At 69.2% G+C, this 18,217-nt stretch carries 15 protein-coding genes; 6 read left to right on the plus strand and 9 right to left on the minus strand.

Translation table 11 applies throughout. The annotated features are described in order from the left end of the window. Positions 1-36: 36 nt before the first annotated feature. Positions 37-1,533, minus strand: coding sequence for an outer membrane protein transport protein (locus RHOOR92_RS0103625; protein ID WP_027489606.1), 1,497 nt, complete (start codon positions 1,531-1,533; stop codon positions 37-39). Positions 1,534-1,783: 250 nt separating this feature from the next. Here RHOOR92_RS0103625 and RHOOR92_RS0103630 point away from each other — a divergent pair, with 250 nt between their 5' ends. Further along, complete coding sequence (locus tag RHOOR92_RS0103630) at positions 1,784-2,077, plus strand: YcgL domain-containing protein (RefSeq protein ID WP_027484848.1); 294 nt, start codon at positions 1,784-1,786, stop codon at positions 2,075-2,077. A 71-nt stretch (positions 2,078-2,148) separates the two neighbouring features. Beyond that, positions 2,149-5,589: an ankyrin repeat domain-containing protein gene (locus RHOOR92_RS0103635; RefSeq protein ID WP_027489607.1), complete on the plus strand. Its 3,441-nt coding sequence runs from the start codon at positions 2,149-2,151 to the stop codon at positions 5,587-5,589. Between the two features lie 21 nt (positions 5,590-5,610). Here the strand turns inward: RHOOR92_RS0103635 and RHOOR92_RS0103640 are convergent, their stop codons facing one another. From RHOOR92_RS0103640 to bioD, 5 genes are all read right to left on the minus strand, one after another. Beyond that, complete coding sequence (locus RHOOR92_RS0103640; protein ID WP_027489608.1) at positions 5,611-7,446, minus strand: monovalent cation:proton antiporter-2 (CPA2) family protein; 1,836 nt, start codon at positions 7,444-7,446, stop codon at positions 5,611-5,613. 283 nt (positions 7,447-7,729) lie between these two features. Beyond that, the gene (locus tag RHOOR92_RS0103645) at positions 7,730-8,788 is read right to left on the minus strand and encodes a DUF4325 domain-containing protein (protein WP_027489609.1); all 1,059 of its coding nucleotides are present in this window, start codon (positions 8,786-8,788) and stop codon (positions 7,730-7,732) included. 109 nt (positions 8,789-8,897) lie between these two features. Further along, positions 8,898-11,072, minus strand: coding sequence for a peptidyl-dipeptidase Dcp (dcp, locus tag RHOOR92_RS0103650; RefSeq protein ID WP_027489610.1), 2,175 nt, complete (start codon positions 11,070-11,072; stop codon positions 8,898-8,900). Between the two features lie 106 nt (positions 11,073-11,178). Further along, a complete protein-coding gene (locus RHOOR92_RS0103655; RefSeq protein ID WP_027484844.1) occupies positions 11,179-11,526 on the minus strand; it encodes a hypothetical protein in 348 nt (115 codons plus the stop codon). A 52-nt stretch (positions 11,527-11,578) separates the two neighbouring features. Next, positions 11,579-12,256 carry a dethiobiotin synthase gene (bioD, locus tag RHOOR92_RS0103660; RefSeq protein ID WP_027489611.1) on the minus strand — a complete coding sequence of 226 codons (678 nt, stop codon included), beginning with the start codon at positions 12,254-12,256 and terminating at the stop codon, positions 11,579-11,581. Between the two features lie 316 nt (positions 12,257-12,572). Between bioD and RHOOR92_RS0103665 the strand changes: the two genes are divergently transcribed. Beyond that, positions 12,573-13,253 carry a hemerythrin domain-containing protein gene (locus RHOOR92_RS0103665; protein ID WP_231378313.1) on the plus strand — a complete coding sequence of 227 codons (681 nt, stop codon included), beginning with the start codon at positions 12,573-12,575 and terminating at the stop codon, positions 13,251-13,253. Here RHOOR92_RS0103665 and RHOOR92_RS0103670 read toward each other — a convergent pair. Both RHOOR92_RS0103670 and RHOOR92_RS0103675 read right to left on the minus strand, forming a co-directional pair. Continuing rightward, positions 13,250-14,587, minus strand: a complete 1,338-nt coding sequence (locus RHOOR92_RS0103670) for a GAF domain-containing protein (protein WP_027489613.1) — start codon at positions 14,585-14,587, stop codon at positions 13,250-13,252. The genes RHOOR92_RS0103665 and RHOOR92_RS0103670 overlap by 4 nt on opposite strands. Beyond that, positions 14,584-15,084, minus strand: coding sequence for a hypothetical protein (locus tag RHOOR92_RS0103675; RefSeq protein ID WP_015446546.1), 501 nt, complete (start codon positions 15,082-15,084; stop codon positions 14,584-14,586). Before RHOOR92_RS0103675 ends, RHOOR92_RS0103670 begins: the two co-directional genes overlap by 4 nt. Before the next feature lie 205 nt (positions 15,085-15,289). Between RHOOR92_RS0103675 and RHOOR92_RS0103685 the strand changes: the two genes are divergently transcribed. Together RHOOR92_RS0103685 and RHOOR92_RS0103690 are read left to right on the plus strand one after the other, a co-directional pair. Next, a complete protein-coding gene (locus RHOOR92_RS0103685) occupies positions 15,290-15,781 on the plus strand; it encodes a GAF domain-containing protein (RefSeq protein ID WP_027489615.1) in 492 nt (163 codons plus the stop codon). Between the two features lie 146 nt (positions 15,782-15,927). Then, a complete protein-coding gene (locus RHOOR92_RS0103690; protein ID WP_027489616.1) occupies positions 15,928-16,488 on the plus strand; it encodes a hypothetical protein in 561 nt (186 codons plus the stop codon). A 149-nt stretch (positions 16,489-16,637) separates the two neighbouring features. Here the strand turns inward: RHOOR92_RS0103690 and yihA are convergent, their stop codons facing one another. Next, positions 16,638-17,318, minus strand: a complete 681-nt coding sequence (gene yihA / locus RHOOR92_RS0103695) for a ribosome biogenesis GTP-binding protein YihA/YsxC (protein WP_007511020.1) — start codon at positions 17,316-17,318, stop codon at positions 16,638-16,640. A 116-nt stretch (positions 17,319-17,434) separates the two neighbouring features. Between yihA and RHOOR92_RS0103700 the strand changes: the two genes are divergently transcribed. Next, positions 17,435-18,217: a c-type cytochrome gene (locus tag RHOOR92_RS0103700; protein WP_027489617.1), complete on the plus strand. Its 783-nt coding sequence runs from the start codon at positions 17,435-17,437 to the stop codon at positions 18,215-18,217.

Below are 18,217 nucleotides of genomic sequence, written 5' to 3' on the forward strand. Positions count from 1 at the left end.
GGAGGTTTCATCTGCACGGTTACCGCATGTCGGGCGTCAGAACTTGTACATCGCCGACAGGCTCAGCAGGTTGCCGTAGTCGTCGAAGTTGCCGGTCAGCGTGTCGCCGGTGCTACTGGTGATGTTGACGTGCGCGTTGTTGACGAAGATGTGCGCATACGAGGCGTTGACCTCGAAGTGCTCGCTGGCCTTGTAGCCGATGCCGACGGTGGCCATCTTGCGGGTCGAGTCCGGCACGCGCGGGCTGCGCGTAGCCAGGTAGGTCGGGCTGCTGTCGACCGCGATGCCGCCACGCAGGGTCAGCTTGTCGTTGAGGTAGTAGTCGCCGCCGATCGAGGCGTAGATGGTGTTGCGCCAGTTGTACTTCTCGCTGGTCGAAGGCTGCGCGTTGCCGTAGTTCACGGTCAGGTTCTTGAACACATCCCACTTGGTCCAGGCCACGTCGGCGCCGAAGCCGAACTTCTCCGCCTGGTGCCAGTAGCTCGCGCTGACCACCGCGGGGGTGGTGAAGTCGGCGGTACCGGTGGTGTGGGAGAACGGCGGAATCGAGCTGGCCAGCGCCGGGTTGGCGAGCAGCAGGTCGTAGCCAGGCGTGGTGGTGAAGTTGCCGGTACCTTCCAGCCGGTGGCTGATCTTGGAGCGGTAGTTCAGCGCCAGCTTGTCGTTCGCGGTCAGCTTCCAGTAACCGCCCAGCTGCCAGCCGTAGCCCCAGTCGTCGCCCTTGATGCGGGCATAGCCGTCCACACCCGGCGGCGTCACCGCTGCCACGCCGGCGGCGGCGGCCTGGCCCTGCTGCACGGCTGCCTGGATCATGGCGGCAGCCTGGGCCGGCGAGATCTGGCCGGCGGCCGCCGCGGCCTGGATCTGTGCGACGCCGGCGGCGGTCTGCGCCCCGATGCCCCGCTGGATGCCCAGGCCCACGGCATTGAAGTTGATCGCACTGGTCAGCTCGGCGCTGGTCTTCTGCGCGATGAAGCTGGCGCCGAGACTGAAGTTGTCGGTGACGTCGAACGACGCCGACAGCGTGGCATCGAGCGACTGGAACTTGGACTTGATGCCGTGGTAGCGGCCGACCCAGTCCCTGTCGTATTCGGTCTGGAAGCCGAACGGCACCGAGAAGCCGGCGCCCACATGCACGCGGTCGCTGACCTGGGTGGCGAAGAACAGTGCCGGCACCGGCAAGGTGGTGCCGGCGTCGCCGCCGTTGCCGCCACTGATCGGGCGGCCCAGCACGTCATGCGCGCTGCCATCGAACTTGGCGCTGAAATTGATGGCGGTGACATCGGCCTGCAGGTAGGTGCCCTTCAACTCGGACATCGCGGCCGGGTTGTTGACCACCACCGAGGCGTCGCCGCCGGCGGTGGCGGAGCCCGCATAGGCGCGGCCCAGGCCTTTGGCGCTGTTCTCCTTGAGCTGGAACGCACTGGCATCCGCGCTCGCAGGCGCGACCAGGGCGCCCACAACCGCAATGCTCAGCGCGGCGAGCGCCAGTGGACGGGCGGTGCCCGTGAGGGAACGGAAAGACGTGTGCATCGCTAGCTCCTGCATGTTGTTGGTGCAGCTCGGGGTAATCTTCGGTATGCCGGGCGGAAGAACAGATTCATACGTGCGTTTGAACTTCCTGCGCTGAACTTTGCCCTCTTGCACAAGGTGTTGCAAGTGCGGTCGCAACAAATAACTAACGACCGCATTTCACTCGAACCGGCACACTCGGAAGCCGGTTCACCGGCAGGCGCTGTTACGCTCGCCTCCCCCGCGCCCCCTCTGCCCACACGGTGCTGCCATGCAATGTTTCGTCTATGCCAGCCTGCGCAAGATCGACAGCTACCTGTGGCTGGCGCAGCGTGATGCGTTCGAGACGCTGCCCGAGCCGCTGGTATTGCTGCTGGGCGAACTGCGTTTCGTGATGGAGGTGCAGCTGGACGAGCAGCGCAAGCTGCCGATCGAGGATGCCGCGCAGGTGCTCGAACACCTGCGCGCACAAGGCTGGCACCTGCAGTTGCCGCCGCAGGAAACCCTGGCTGCCGCCAATCACCCCGCCTATACCCATTCGCCGCGGGATGATCGGGACGAGTGAATCGCGCATCATCGGGCTCGCGTTAACACTTGGTTACCGCCTGCACCGCCAACGATTTCTATACTGTCTCCATGACCCAGCCCAAATCGCGCCGCCGTCCGCCCCTCCTGCACGCCCTGGCCTGGTTCATCCCCGGTTGGTTCGCGGTGGCCGTCGCCGGGCTGGTCACCCACCCGCTGACCCTGGTTCCGCTGCTGCTGGCGAACGCGCTGACCATGGCGGCGATCTGCCATGCGATCGGCTTCGACCCCGAGCCGCGCTTCGGTCGCACCGTGCTGCGCCGTGGCGCCGCACACCTGGTGATGTTCACCGGCTACACCGTGCTGGTGTTCGTGCTGGTCGCCTGGCCGATGCTGCAGCTGACCCACCAACCCAGCCTCAGCGCCGCGCTGGTGCTGGCCGCGGCGCTGGTGCTGGCGCTGGTCGCGCTGTGGCGGCTGTGGCCGGCGTTCGGCCTGGTGTTCGTGTGGGACGACGCCTACCCGAGCCAGCGCGACGGCTCGTGGATCTTCACCGCCACCCTGCGCAGCATCGCGTTCGGCCGCCACCTGTCGCGCGAAGAGCGCTTCTTCAGCCACTTCCTGCCGGCCGCGTTCGCGCTGCTGGTGCTGGCGTTCGGCGCGATCGCGCTGACCGGCCTGTACGGCGTGCTGCCGCCGGAGCCGCGCGTCGCCGCGCTGGCGATCTACGGCGTGCTGCTGCTGCCGCTGGGCTGCCTGGTGATCGCCAACCGCACGCTGCGCGCGCTGCTGTGCGAACGCCAGCAGCCGCGCCGCCGCGGCGACCACGACCCGCACGCCGCCACCGCGCCGCGCCCGGTGCTGAGCGAGCAGGAACGCACCGCCGGCACGCCGGAGCAGGCTGCCGCGCTGCTGGCCGCCACCCGCGACGGCGACATCGAGCGCGCGCTGGCGCTGGTCGAGGCCGGCGCCGATCCCGACACCGCGCCGCCCGGCGACGACCGCGACCAGCGTCCGGTGCTGATGCTGGCCGCCCTGCTGCCCGACACCCGCCTGCTGCGCGCGCTGATCGCCAAGGGCGCCGACGTCAACCGCGCCAGCGGCGGCATCACCGCGCTGCTGGCCGCCACCCGCGACAGCTGGCACGGCCGCGCCGAGGCGGTGCTGACCCTGCTTGCCAACGGCGCCAGCCCGCTGGTCACCGACGCCGAGGGCAACACGCCGCTGCACGGCGCCGTGCTCAGTGCCGACGCCGGCGTCGCCGCGATGCTGCTGGACGCGGCCGCACCGATCAACGCCTTGAACAAGGCCGGCGTCAGCCCGCTGGCCACCGCCTGCCGCGCCGCCAACTGGCCGCTGGTGAAATTCCTGCTGGAACGCGGTGCCAAGCCGGCCCCGGCCGACGGCGAGCCGGCGCTGGTGGCCGCCGCCGGCATCGCGGATGACGATGCCGAAGGGGTGAAGCTGCTGCTCAAGCATCGCGCCGCGGTCAACGCGGTCGATGCGCGGCACCGGCATGCACTGCTCGCCGCCGCGGCCGAAGGCCACGAACAGATCGCCCGTGCGCTGTGCGCCGCCGGCGCCGACGTCAACCTGGTCGACCGTCATGGCAGCAGCGCCCTGATGGAAGCCGCGCGCGCCGGCGCCGGCGGCATCGTGCAACGGCTGGCCGAGGCGCAGGCCGATGCCGGCCTGCGCGACGGCCACGGCCGCGACGCGCTGACCCTGGCCTGCCAGTCGCCGCGTGCGCACGCCGACACCGTGCGCGCACTGCTGGCGCTGGGCGCCGAACCGAAGGCCGCCGGCGGCGACGGCCGCAGTGCGCTCGATCATGCCGCCGGCGCCGGGCGCTGGGACCTGGTTGCCCTACTCGACCCCGACACGCCGCTGCCGGCCAGCCTCAGCCAGGACGTGCTGGGCGAAGGCAGCGACACCCCCGCGCATCTGCTGGACGCGCTGCGCTTCGGCCACTGGGCGATCGTCTCCGGCTTCGTCGAGCGCGTGCGCGACTGGCCGCAGACGGAGCTGGCCCGGCTATATCTGGAACTGGCCGCGCCGGGCCTGGGCGCGGCGCGCCGCTGGCTGCTCGACCACGGCCTGGATGCCGAGGCGCGGCTGGAAGCGCCGCGCATCGACGACGCCGAAACTGCCGACGCGCCGAGCCTGCCGACGCTGGGCCAGCGTCTGTTCGACGCCTTGCTGCCGCAGTTGCCGGATGCCACCGAGGCGCTGGACGACCTGCTGCAGGCCGGCGCCAGCCCGGCCGGTGCCGGCCTGCTGGCGCAGGCGCTGGCGCATTCGAACGGGGCCGCCGAGGGCGCCGCACTGCCGCTCAGCCTGCTCGAACGCGGCGCCGACCCGTTCGGCGCGGACGCCCACGGGCGCACCCCGCTGCAGCTGGCCGTGGTCAACGGGCAGTTGCCGCTGCTGCAGGCCCTGCTGGCACGCGGCGGCGATCCGAACACGCGCGACCGCGACGGCCGCACGCCGCTGTTCGCCGCACTGGAACACGGCGCGCAGGCGCTGCCGCTGGTGCGCGCGCTGATTGCGCACGGCGCGAATCCCGAGGCGACCGACGCCAACGGCGAGACCCCGCTGGGCCTGGCACTGGAGCACCCGGCGGTGGAACGCTGGCTGGACTGGCGCGACTGGCCGCGGCCGAACCGCGCGCTGCGCGCCGACGACCTGCCCGCCGTCGCCAGGGCCGGCGCGCTGGCCAGCGTGCAGCGCCTGCTGGAACTGGGCTTCGCGGTGGACACCCGCGACAGCCAGGATGCCACCGCGCTGCTGCATGCGTGCGGTGCCGGCCATCGCGACATCGCCGCCTGCCTGCTCGACGCCGGTGCCGATCCGTCGCTGGCCGCACGCAGCGGCGTGACCCCGCTGGCCGCCGCCGTCGCCGCGCGCCGCGAGACCCTGGTTGCGCTGCTGCTGCAACATGAAGTCGCGGTCGACCAGCGCCTGCCGAACCAGGCCACCGCCTTGATGGTGGCCGCGGCCATGGGTTATCCGGACATCGCCGAACAACTGCTGGACGCCGGCGCCGACGTCAACGCAGTCGACGACGCCGGCCGCAGCGCGCTGCACGCGGCCGCCCAGTTCGGCTTCGAACACAACGACAGCCTGCGCGCGCGGCGCCTGTTCGATGGCCTGCTCAAGCGCGGCGCCGACATCAACCATGCGGACAACGAAGGCAAGACGCCGCTACTGCTGCTGCTCGGTGCACAGCTGCGCCCGGGCAGCGAATGCGACGCCACCCATATCGGCGCACTGGTGCCGCTGCTGCTGGAGGCCGGCGCCAGGGCGGAACACGCCGACCAGCGCGGCGTCACCGCGCTGCATGCCTGCGCCATGCACGCACTGCTGCCGCCGGCGCGCGTGCTGCTGTCGCGCGGCGCCGACCGCAACGCGGCCGATGCGTTCGGGCGCACCGCCGCCGACGTGGCGCGGCAGCTGGGCTACGTCGACATCGCCCACGAACTGGCCGCACGCAGCAGCGCGATCCCCAGCGTGCGGCAGACCCTGCGCCAGCCGGCGCAGCCGTCGGATTAGGGACGCCCCAGAAGCGCCGGTCTATTCCTCTTCCTCGCTGGTCAGCGGCGTGCCCGCATCGCGCTGGCGTTCGCGTTCCGCGCTGCGCTCGGCATCCGCCTCGAACAATCGTTGCAGGTCGATCATTGCCTCGCGCGTGCTCTGGATCAGCTTGGTCTCGTCGTCGTAGACCAGCGCCTGCTTCTTCAGCAGGTCCTCGTCGTAGCGGCGGAAGCGCTCGACCCGGTCGGCCGCCAGCTCGTGCGGCAGGCCGAGCGCCTCCAGCGTCTTGCGGGTCATCTTGAGGCTGGAGTGGAAGGTCTCGCGGACCGGTTCCTCGACGCCCATGTCCATCAGCCGGAACACGTGCTGGCGGTTGCGCGCGCGGGCGATGATCTTCAGGTGCGGGTACTGCCGCCGCACCAGCCGCGCGGTGCGCAGGTTCGCCTCCGGGTCGTCGGTGGCCAGCACGAACACTTCGGCCTTGTCGGCCCGCGCCGCGCGCAGCAGTTCCGGCCGCGCCGGATCGCCGAAGAACAGGTTGACGCTGCCGAAGCGGCGCGACTGGTCCACCTGGTCGGCCGAATGCTCCAGCGCCACGAACGGGATGTTCTGCGCGCGCAGCACGCGGGCGATGATCTGGCCGACCCGGCCGAAGCCGGCAATGATCACCCGCGGCGTGCCGGCCTCGATCGCATCGAACTCGCGCGACGGCTTGTTCGGCCTCACGTTCAGCGCCTTCGCCGCCAGCACCACCAGCAGCGGGGTCAGCGCCATCGACAAGGTGATCGCCAGCACCAGCGCATCGCGCTGGACCACGCCGATCAGCCGTTGTTCGGCGGCCTGGCGCAGCACCACGAAGGCGAACTCGCCGCCGCAGGCCAGCAGCACCACCAGGCGCAGCGTGTCGGAGCGGTTGAGCCCGCCCAGCAGCCGCCCCAGCGGCCACAGCAGCACGCTCTTCAGCAGCAGCAAGGCGCCGACCAGACCGAACATCAGCCCGGGTCGGTGCAACAGCAGCGACAGGTCCATCGACATGCCGACGCTGATGAAGAACAACCCCAGCAACAGGCCCTTGAACGGCTCGATGTTCGATTCCAGTTCGTGCCGGTATTCCGAATCGGCCAGCAGCATGCCGGCCAGGAACGCGCCCAGGGTGGCCGACACGCCGGCCATCTCCATCAGCAGCGCCACGCCCATCACCACCAGTAGCGCGGTGGCGGTGAACACCTCCACCGAATCGGCCTTCGCCACGAAGCGGAACACCGGGCGCAGCAGGTAGCGGCCGCCGACGATCACCGCCACGATCACGCCGACCGTGCGCAGCACCGCGAGCAGGTTGAAATCCTGCGCGGTGGAGGAAGCCAGCAGCGGCACCGCGGCGATCAGCGGGATCGCCGCCAGATCCTGGAACAGCAGGATCGAGAACACCTGGCGGCCGTAGGCGGAACCGGCCTCCTTGCGCTCGGCCAGGATCTGCAGGCCGAACGCGGTGGACGACAGCGCCAGGCAGCCGCCCACGATCGCCGCGCCCTTGCCGGTGAGGCCGAACAGGAAATACCCGGCCGCCGCGATCGCCACGCTGGTCGAGAGCACCTGCAGCAGGCCGGTGCCGAACACCGAGCGGCGCATCACCCACAGACGCTGCGGCGACAATTCCAGGCCGATCACGAACAGCATCAGCTCGACGCCGAACTCGGAGATCGTGGCGACCCCTTCGGTGTCGTTGACCAGACCCAGCAACTGCGGCCCGATCGCCACGCCGGCGATCAGGTAGCCGAGCACCGCACCCAGACGAAAGCGCTTGGTCAGCGGCACCGCGATCACCGCGGCGAGCAGGAACACCACCGCGGTCTGCAGGAAATGATGGCTGTCCAAGCGCTGGCGACTCCGGTGGGGGAGCTTGGATTATTCCACGGGGTCGGCAGCCGTGCGCACGGCGCGATCACGATGCGCAGCAGGCCGTCGCCCGGAAGATTGCTGCTTCCGGCCTCCCCCACAACGGCAGGCTGAATGTGCTACGCCGGCGAGCACATTCGTGGGTCGAAATCATCAGGGCCGGGCCAGACTCCGCTCGAACGCGGGCCGGTGCCGTTCCATGGCTTGCAGCTGCTGCAGCATCGATCGGGCGCTCGGTGAGCACACGCTGCCAGGGAGCCATTCAAAGCAGGGGCAACTGCCCGCCATCGCGATCACGCGCCACTTCGGCACGCCGGATCATCTGCTGCACGTCCGGCACGGCATGAATGGGAACCAGTTCAACCTCCGGGTGCGCCCGGGCAAACACGCGGAAGATTTCGTCGGCAAACGCCTGCCCTATGGCGTTGACGCCGCTGAAATCGAGCACCGCGTGACGGAACCTGTCCACGCGCTGCATCAGGCGCTTGGCCTGCGAGCGCGAGATCAGGTTTTCGTCACCCACCTGGGCCAAGCGCACGGGGACCACGGTCTTGGCGAAGGTGTACTCATCCGGACCACTGGAGTATTCGTCGAACACCTGCTTGGCCGTCCGCATGGACGTCGTTGATATGCCCATGACGACGGTCGTGCCTCTTTGCGGCATGCCATCGAAATCGAACAGGACATCCCTGTCCTGCTCCTCGTCGTGGGAGAACACCAGCCCACCGGATGCGATGTGGAAGCTGTCGAACATGCGCGAGGTGAAAAACACGCCCTCGCCCGAGTGGCTCTGCGGGTCCGTAGTGAACTTGCCCTTGGAGAGTTCCAACAGCGCCAGACGCTCGTCCGGCAGATCCAGCGCGCGCGCGATCTTACGGAAAATACCTATTCCATCATCGGCAACCGCGATGGACAGCTGTCCATCATGCAGATCAAGGTGCACCTCGACATGCAAGGCTTCAGAATGATCGATGGCGTTGTTGATCATTTCCGTTGCGCCATGATGGGCAATATCCAGGACATTGCGCGGCACATCGCGCAACAACGGTGACAATTGCCCTGACCAGGGACTGTCCTCGGCCAGGCCTGCGCGCTGGTAACGCCGCTGGAACCGGCGATTGCGGCCCAACGTGTAAGTGGGGCGCGTCGTCCCCACCTTGTGCAGATAGCCGTCGGCCGCGAGTTGGCGGACCTGGATGCTGACCCGCGCACTCGACAGGCCCAACTGCGCGGCTACCATGCCCACCAAGTCACGCGGATGCGTGGCCACTGCCTGAAGCAAGGCGGTATCGATCTCGGGGGAGCGACTGGGGCGGGCCATGTCCAGATTCTAAAGTTATGCCGCCTTATTTGCTAGTTAAACAAAGGCTATTTGAAAATCGAAGGGCCGGCTTGCGCCGACCCTTGTGCATCAATGCTGTGGTGCCACCCTACTTCTTCGGCGCGTCCTTCAGGCCCCGGTTTTCCAGCATCGGCTCGATCTCGGGGTCGTGGCCGCGCCAGTCGCGGTACATCTTCGCCAGCTCCTCGGTGTTGCCGCGCGAGAGCACCATCGCGCGGAAGCGGTCGCCGTTCTCGCGGGTCAGGCCGCCGTGTTCCTTGAAGCCGATGAACGCGTCGTCGGCCAGCATCTGCGTCCACAGGTAGGCGTAGTAGCCGGCCGCGTAGCCGTTGCCCCAGATGTGCTGGAAGTAGCTGGAGCGGTAGCGCGGCGGCACGTAGGACAGGTCGATGCCGTCCTTCTTCAGCGCAGCGGCCTCGAACTGGTCGGCGTCCTGCAGCGGCGCGTCGGCGCCGAGCATGTGCCAGTTCATGTCGAGCAGGGCGGCGGCGACCAGCTCGGTCATGTCGTAGCCCTTGTTGAACTTGCCGGCCTTCTTCATCTTGTCGACCAGCGCCTGCGGCATCGGCGCACCGGTCTGGTAATTTTTCGCGTAGTGGGCGAACACCTTCGGGTCGGTGGCCCAGTGCTCGTTGAACTGCGAGGGGAACTCGACGAAGTCGCGCGCGGTGTTGGTGCCGGACAGGGTCGGGTACTGCTCGTCGGCGAAGATGCCGTGCAGCGCGTGGCCGAACTCGTGGAACATGGTGGTCACGTCGTCGAACGACAGCAGCGCCGGCTGACCCGCGGCCGGCTTGCTGAAGTTGCACACGTTGAAGATCACCGGCTTGCTGCCGAGCAGTTTCGACTGCGTGACCAGGTTGTCCATCCAGGCGCCGCCGCCCTTGTTGTCGCGCTTGAAGTAGTCGGTGTAGAACAGCGCCAGCGACTTGCCGTCCTGGTCGAACACCTCGAATACGCGCATGTCCGGCTGGTACACCGGGATGTCGTGGCGCTCCTTGAAGGTCAGCCCGTACAGCTGGTTGGCGGCGTAGAACACGCCGTTCTGCAGCACGTCGTCCAGCTCGAAGTACGGCTTGATCTGGTTCTCGTCGAGGTCGAACTTCGCCTTGCGCACCTGCTCGGCGTAGAAGTTCCAGTCCCACGGCTCAAGCTTGAAATCGCCGTGCTGCTGGTCGATCACGGCCTGGATGTCGCCTGCCTCGGTCTTCGCGCGCGCGGTGACTGCGGGCACCAGATCCTGCATGAACTTCAGCGCCGTTTCCGGCGTCTTCGCCATCTGGTCGTCCAGCTTCCACGCCGCGTAGTCCGGATAGCCGAGCAGCTTGGCCTGCTCGGCGCGGATCTGCGCCAGCCGCTCGATGGTCTTGCGGGTGTCGTTCGCGTCGCCCCGCTCGGCACGGGTCCACGAGGCCTCGAACAGCGCCTGGCGGGTGGCGCGGTCGGTGAGATCCTGCAGCTCCGGCTGCTGGGTGGTGTTCTGCAAGGTCAGCACGTACTTGCCGTCCTGCTTGCGCTCCTTGCCGGCCTGCGCGGCGGCGGCCAGCTCGGCGTCGGACAGGCCGGCCAGCTGCGCCTTGTCGGCGATCACCGGCGCGGCGTCCTTGGTGGCGGCCAGCAGCTTGTTGGTGAAGGCGGTGCTCAGCGTGGACTCTTCCTTGTTGAGGTCTTTCAGCTTCGCCTTGTCGGCATCGGAGAGCTTGGCGCCGGCGTGCACGAAGTTCTTGTAGACCACCTCGACCAGGCGCGCGGATTCCGGATCGAGCTTGAGCGTGTCGCGCTGGTCGTAAATCGTCTGCACGCGCTGGAACAGCTTGCCGTCAAGGTGGATCGCGTCCTCGTGCGCGGCCAGCTTCGGCGCTTCCTGTTCCTGCACCTTCTGCAGCGTGTCGTTGGTGTTAGCGCCGGTGACGGCGTTGAATGCCGCCATCACCCGGTGCAGCATCGCACCGGATTTCTCCATCGCCACGAAGGTGTTCTCGAACGTGGGCGCGGCCGGGTCGTTGGCGATCTTCTCGATCTCGGCCAGTTGCTGGCGCATGCCTTCCTCGATGGCCGGTTGGTAATCGGTGTCGTGGATCTTGTCGAACGGCGGCGCCTGGAACGGCAGCGTGCTGGCGCTGTAGAACGGGTTGCTGGTCATGGCGGTGGCGGTGCTGCTGGCGGCGGTCGGGGCGGGTGGGTTGGCGGCCTCGTGCGGCTGCTGCGAGCAGGCAGCCAGGGCCATCGTGGTGGCAATCACAATCGTGCGCAGACGAAGCATCCGGTTTCCCCAGGTTGAGAGGTACCCGTCAGCGGGTACGGCAAGTCATGGCCGCCGACTGTAGCGGCAGCGCGGGCAGTTTTCCAAACCGCGCGGGGAATCGGCTTCAGGCCGCGCGCAGGTCGCGCAGTTGCCACGCCGCGCCGATCAGCAGGTACAAGCGGTGGCGCACCACGCTCATCGGCAGGTCGGTGATGAGGTCCACGTCGGTGCGCAGGTCGGCGACCTGCGCCTGCACCTGCGCCGCCGGATCGGTCGCACCGAGACTGGCGTCGACCGCGTCGGGGTCGGGCTGCGCCGCGCGCCAGCGCCGGAACAGGGTGTCGTCGCGCAGCGCCTGCTGCAGCGCCGCGGCAAAGTCGTTCGGGCCGGCGCCATCCCAGGCGAAACGCGGATCGTCACCGCGCGCATGGGCCAGGTCGGCGATCGAGAGGTAATAGTGGTTGCGGGCCATGACGTCTCCGGACTTCGGGCAGGTACTTATCCCAGCACGCCGCACGTGAAGTTCAGTCCAACGCCGCTACCGCCGCGCGCAGATAGCCGGCGGCCCGCACCGGCGCCACGCCGTGCGGCAGCACGCCCAGGCACGGCGCCGGCAGCAGTTCGCACAGCGTGGCCAGGTTCTCCTCCGGCGCGTCCATCGCCGGGTCGACGCGGTTGCCGATCCAGCCGAGCAGGCGGCAGCCGTCGGCCACGATCGCGCGCGCGCTGAGCAGGGCATGGTTGAGGCAGCCCAGCCGCAGGCCCACCACCAGGATCACCGGCAGCTGCCACTGTTTCGCGATGTCCGCGGCGAACAGCCCCGGCGCCAGCGGCACCAGCCAGCCGCCGACGCCCTCGACCACCACCGTGCCGTGCGCCGCCTGCAGCCGCCCGAACGCCTCGCGCAACGGCGCCAGGGTGATCGTCACGCCGTCGTGCGCCGCCGCCAGGTGCGGCGACAGCGGCTCGCGCAGCGCCACCGGGTTGAGCTGCGCGTACGGCAGTTCCACGCCGCCGGCGGCCAGCAGCGCCAGCGCGTCGTCGTTGCGCAGGCCGTCGGGCGTTTCCGCGCAACCGCTGGCCACCGGCTTCATGCCGCAGGCGTCGTGGCCGGCCGCGCGCAACGCGTGCAGCAGGGTGCAGGCCGCGTGGGTCTTGCCGATGCCGGTGTCGGTGCCGGCGATGAACACCGCGCGGCTCATGCGCGGCGCTCCTTCGTTGTCCGCCAGCCCGTTTCTACGTTGTGCATCCGTGTTTCCTCCGTGGTCGAGCCGGGCGCGATGGTCGGCGCCGCTGCGCCGGCGTGGCAAGCATGACGTATGGCATACGCCGAAGCGGCACTTAGGAATTTCTTAGGAAATCCGCAGCGAAGTTTTAGGAAACGCGCGCGGCGCGCCTGCCTAGACTGACCATCCCCGACGCGTTGCATCGTGCAGCGCCGTCGTTCCCCCCATCCCATCACGGCAGGCCATCATGCACCACTTATCCCCCCGATCCGTCGCGGCCACGTCCGCGCCCGTGCGCTACAACATGTACGGCTTCATCCACAAGGCGCTGCGCGCCTTCATGGCCGATACCCTGCTGCGGCTGGGCCGCATGGACCTCGCCGACGAGCGCGAGGTCGACGCCACGCTGCGGCAGGCGCGCGAGCTGCTCGGCTTCTGCCGGGTGCACCTGGACGACGAGAACCGCTTCGTGCACCCGGCGCTGGAAGCGTGCGAGCCGGGCTCGGCGGCACGCATCGCCGGCGAGCACGTGCATCACGAGGGAGACATTGCGCTGCTGCTCGAGCAGGTCGACGCGCTGGAGCAGCGGCGCGTGGACGCCGCCGCCGGCGAGGCCGCCAACAACCTCTACCGCTGGTTCGCGCTGTTCGTCGGCGAGAACTTCCAGCACATGGACTACGAGGAGCGCGAGCACAACGCGGTGCTGTGGGCGCACTACAGCGACGCCGAGCTGCTGGCGATCGAAGGCGCGCTGGTCGCCTCGTTGCCGCCGCAGGCCAGTGCGCTCGGGTTGCGCTGGATGCTGCCCTCGCTCAGCCACGCCGAGCGCCTGCAGCTGCTGGGCGGCATCCGCGCCAACGCCCCCGACCACGTGTTCGGCGGCGCGCTGGCGCTGGCCCGCGCCCACCTGGACGAGCACGACTGGCGCAAGCTGTCCACGGCGCTGGCGCTGCCGGCGGCGCAGGCGGCCTAGCCGGCGGGCACGTCGACCAGCTGCAGCGGCCGCTCCACGCACAGGCGGAAGCGGCCGCGCCCGGTCTTCTCGATGCGCACGCAGGCCCCGCGTTCGAGCAGCCGCCGCTGCAGCAGGATCAGCCGCGCCTCCAGGTTGTCGCTGATGTCCGGCAGGCGGATGCGCGGGTCGAGCCGCAGCTCGCGGTTGGCGAAGCTGCTGCGGCCGGCCTCGTGGTCGCGCAGCAGGGTCCACAGGATCGCGCCGGCCACGCCCTTGATCAGGTAGTCGTCGCCGAAGAACACGCTGTCGTTCTCGGCGTAGTGGCGCACCGTCACCGGCGGCCCGGCGACGCGGCGGCGACGCTCCTGCGCCGGCAACGGCTCGGCCGCGCCCTCGGCGGCGTCGCGGAACAGGTTGATCGCCAGGCCGAGCTGCGCGGCCAGGGTGACCAGCGCGTCCTCGTCGTCGTAGCCGAAGCGCAGGTCCTGCGGGCTTTCCACATACAGCACGCCGAGCAGGCGGCGGCCGGCGCCGATCGGCACCGCCAGCTGGCTGCGCGATTCGGCCAGGCCCGGCGGCGGGATTTCGGTTTCCAGCCGGTCGGCCTCGCCGCCCTGCGCCACCGCCTCGCGGATCGCGCGGCCGTAGGCGTACTCGCTGGTCATGTGCGCGATGCGGATCGGCGTGCCCTCGCGCGCCGCCACGCCGATCACGCCCTCGCCCAGCGGGATCTCCGAGCCGACGCCGGACTGCTCGTAGCCGCAACTGGCCAGCGTGAACAGCTTGCGCCCGCCGCCGTCGAGCAGCAGCACCATCGCATGGCGCACGTCGAAGTCCTCGCGCAGCGAGGCGAGCATGGCCTCCAGCAGGCTTTCCAGGTCGGCCGCCGCGGCCAGCCGCTGCGCGGCGTGCCGCGTCGCCGCCAGCAGGTTGCGCCGCGGCGGCGCGGGCGGCAGCGGCCGGCCCGGCACCTGCTCGATCGCCTGCACGCGATAGACGTCCGAACCCTTCAGGCGGAACACTCCGCCCATGCCGACGTGCGAGGCGATCCCCGCCAGCTTGGCGCGCATGCGTTCGAACAGCGGTCCCTCGGTCTCGGTGCGCAGGTAGTGCAGCGACAGCCGGTACATCGTCGCGGTCTGCGGGTGGATCAGCAGCAGCCGCGCCTGCGGGTTGGCCAGGATGTTCTGCCGGGTCTTGTTGAAGAACTGGAACGACAGCGCCAGGTGGCTGCCGTCGAGGTACTCGATCTGCGACAGGTAGGCCACGTTTGGCGTGCCGTCCGGCGCGCAGGTGGCCATCACGCCGGGGATGCTGCCGTCGAAGCATTCGCGGATCGCGTCCAGGTTCATGGCGCCGGCTCCAGCGGGCGGCCGGCGTCGGGGCCGGGCGTCTGCACGAACGCCGCCACGGGAGTGAACGCCACCACGCTCAGCGTGTCGTCGTCGCCGGCCAGCAGCGCCCGCGCCAGCGCCTCGCTGATGCCGATGCCGCCCAGCTCGGCCACCAACGCCGCGCGGTACGCCGCCACCCGCGCGGCATCCGCCGGGCGCGCCCGCGCGATGCTGGCGTCGTCGCCCTTGAGCTGCAGCGAGCGGTGCGTGCTGGGGCTGGTGAACACCACCGCGAGGCGCCCGTTGCGGCGCAGGTCGTCGAACAGCGCCTGCGCCTGGCTGGCCTGCACGAACAGCTGCACCCGGCGGCGATCGCGGCTGACCCGGCAGCCCTGCGCGCGCACCAGCTCCGGCATGTTGGCGGCGTTGCGCGAAGCCACGATGATCGACGCCGCGCCCTCGACGAAGCGGACGTGTTCGGCATCGAGCACTACAGTGGGCGGGTGGGCCGGCATGCGCTGTCCTCAGGCCGTCCGGCCACGGCGCCGCAAGCGCGCGCCGGGCGGCACGATCCGCCACCGCGGGGCCGGCACGAAGACGCCGCCCGCGCAGATGCCCAGCCGCCCCGCCTCGATCGCCTCGCCTTGCCCGGTCGGACCCATCCGGCTCTCCCCTGCATCGGTGCGCGCATAATACGGGCTTTGCTGCAGGACACGCCGCATGTTCGAACTGAAAACCCACGCCTACGCCAGCAAGCGCGAGCACTACGACGACCTGGTGCGGCAGGCGCGCGGCATCCTCGCCGGCGAGCGCGACCTGATCGCGAATGCGGCGAACTTCGGCGCGCTGGTCTACCACAGCCTGCCGCAGGTGAACTGGGCTGGCTTCTACCTGTACGACGGCACCGAGCTGGTGGTCGGCCCGTTCCAGGGCAAGCCGGCGTGCATCCGCATCGCGCTCGGCCGCGGCGTCTGCGGCACCGCCGCGCAGACGCGTGAAACCCAGCTGGTGCGCAACGTCAACGCGTTCGCCGGGCACATCGCCTGCGACGCCGCCTCGCAATCGGAAATCGTGGTGCCGCTGGTGAAGGCCGACGGCAGCCTGCTCGGCGTGTGGGACGTGGACAGCCCGGTCACCGACCGCTTCGACGACGACGACCGCGCTGGCATGGAAGCGCTGTGCGCGGTGTTCATGGCGTCGGTGGACGGCTGACGCGAGACGAATCGATGGCCTCGGGCCAAGGAACCTTGACCCACGATCATTCGTGGGATATGGACAGGTAGTGACTGATTTTCCCTTGGCGGACACGAGGGGAAGTACTGCTTCACTGGCACCTCAATATCAGCAGGGAGCACGACATGCATAAGCTTTGCAAGGTAGTCATGGGCGTGGCGTTCATCGGCTTGGCATCCGGTGTTATTGCCGCCGAGCAATCATCACTCCCCAAACAGTTCACCACCACGTCCACTACCGGGACTCAGCAAGTTGCGGTACGCAGCGACGGAACGATCGAAGCACAGAACGCGGAACCCGGTCTGACCACCCACATCACCATTCGGGTGGTTGGGCACGCAGCGATTATCCAGACTGATGACGGCATTTCGACGACGACCAAGGTCGTCGATCTCGACGCCAACACTGCTTGGCTGAAGTCGCATCCTGATCTGGCACTCAAGATCCAAAATGCGCGGACGTGGTTGATGCAGCACAGAAAGTCCACCCATGCGCCGCTGATGGCAGCACTCGGCGGCACTTGTTCTACAGAACTGCAGCGCTTGCTGGATGCTGCCGACGCTGCAGTAGCGGCATGCTCTGGGGGCGGTGGCTTGATGTGCGCTATCGCCGTGGGCGAATACGGCAAAGCAAAAGATGCCTACGACAACTGCATGAAGGTTATCTCACCCCCACGCCAGGAATAACCACAGGGCGAGTTTCATAGCGGCGCACGGGCCGGCAGCAACACTGTCGGCCCGTTTGTTCGTGCGATGCGCCACGGCGCACGCGCCCTGTCCGCTACGGTCGGCGTGACTTCGGTGCAGCCGCCAGCCCGCGACCACCCGGCCGGGACTCACGCTTCACGCGGCTGCCGCAGCAGCGCCGCCACCGCCTGCCGCGCCTCGTCCACGCCGGTGCCGGCGGTGGAGGAGAACACCTGCGCGGTGGCGTGCAGGCCGTCGGGAAAGCTCTTGCGCATCGCCGCCAGTGCCTGCGCGGCCTGGTTGCGCGAGAGCTTGTCGGCCTTGGTCAGCAGCAGGTGGCAGGGCAGGCCGCTGGCGAAGCAGAAGTCCAGCATCATCCGGTCGAACTCCTTCAGCGGATGGCGGATGTCGGCGATCAGCACCACGCCGCGCAGGCTGCGCCGCTGGTGCAGGTAGCGGTCGATTTCCTGCTTCCAGTGCTCGCGCATCTCCAGCGGCACCTTGGCGTAGCCGTAGCCCGGCAGGTCGATCAGCCGCCAGTCGGATACGTGCTGGCCGTCGACGGTGACGGATGCTCGCGCCGGCACGTCCCGCAGCGGCGGCAGGCTGAACGCCACCATCTGCTGGGTGCGGCCAGGCGTCTTCGAGGTGCGCGCCAGGCCCTTGTGCCCGGTCAGCGCATTCAGTGCGCTGGACTTGCCGGCATTCGAGCGCCCTGCGAACGCCACCTCGGCGCCGCGGTCGGCGGGAAGCTGATCGACGCGGTGGGCGGCGAGCACGAATTGCGCGCCTTGCAGGGGATTGGACCTGCCTTGCAGGGGATTGGACATGGGGATGGTTTGACCAAGCTATGGTGGCACAGGGATAATTCCGAGGTTTCTGCCTGTGGCTGGCCGCATGGCCGCCATCCCTGGCAGTGTTCGCAAGTCTCTCGGGAGTCAAGTGTATGAGTTTTCGGTCTGCTGGTTTTCGACCCACGGTTCTCGGGTCTGCCCTGGCCCTCGTGCTGGCACTGTCCGCCAGCGCCGTGATGGCACAAGACGCCAAACCGGAGACTGCCACGCCAGCCGCCGTCAGCACCGCGGCAACGCCTGCAGGCGCAGCCACTGCCGCCGCGCCTGCACCGGCGGCCACCGCAGCTGCGGCCAAGCCGGGTGACGCCACCGCCGGCCAAGCCAAGGCCGCCGTCTGCGGCGCCTGCCACGGCATGGACGGCAATTCGACGAACGCGCAGTTCCCGAAGCTGGCCGGCCAGAGCGAGCAGTACATCGTGCGCCAGCTGACCAGCTTCAAGGCGGCCAAGCGGCAGAACCCGATCATGATGGGCATGGCCGCGCCGCTGTCCGAGCAGGACATGCACGACCTCGGTGCCTACTTCGCCAGCAAGACCGCGCTGCCCGGCGTGGCCGACCAGGCGCTGGTGGAACGCGGCCAGACGCTGTTCCGCCAGGGCGACGCCGCGCGCGGCATCCCGGCCTGCATGGCCTGCCACAGCATCGACGGCCGCGGCAATCCGGGCGCGATGTACCCGCAGCTGGCCAGCCAGCACGCGCAGTACATCGAGGCCACGCTGAAGGCCTGGCACGACGGCACCACCTGGGGCGACGACGCCCGCGCACAGGTCATGCCCGCGATCGCCAAGCAGCTGAGCGCCGACGACATCGCCGCGCTGGCCAGCTACATCGAGGGCTTGCACAGCGCCGACAGCCAGCCGGCCAGCGCGCCCTGA

This window comes from Rhodanobacter sp. OR92, from assembly GCF_000427545.1.
Classification (GTDB): domain Bacteria; phylum Pseudomonadota; class Gammaproteobacteria; order Xanthomonadales; family Rhodanobacteraceae; genus Rhodanobacter; species Rhodanobacter denitrificans.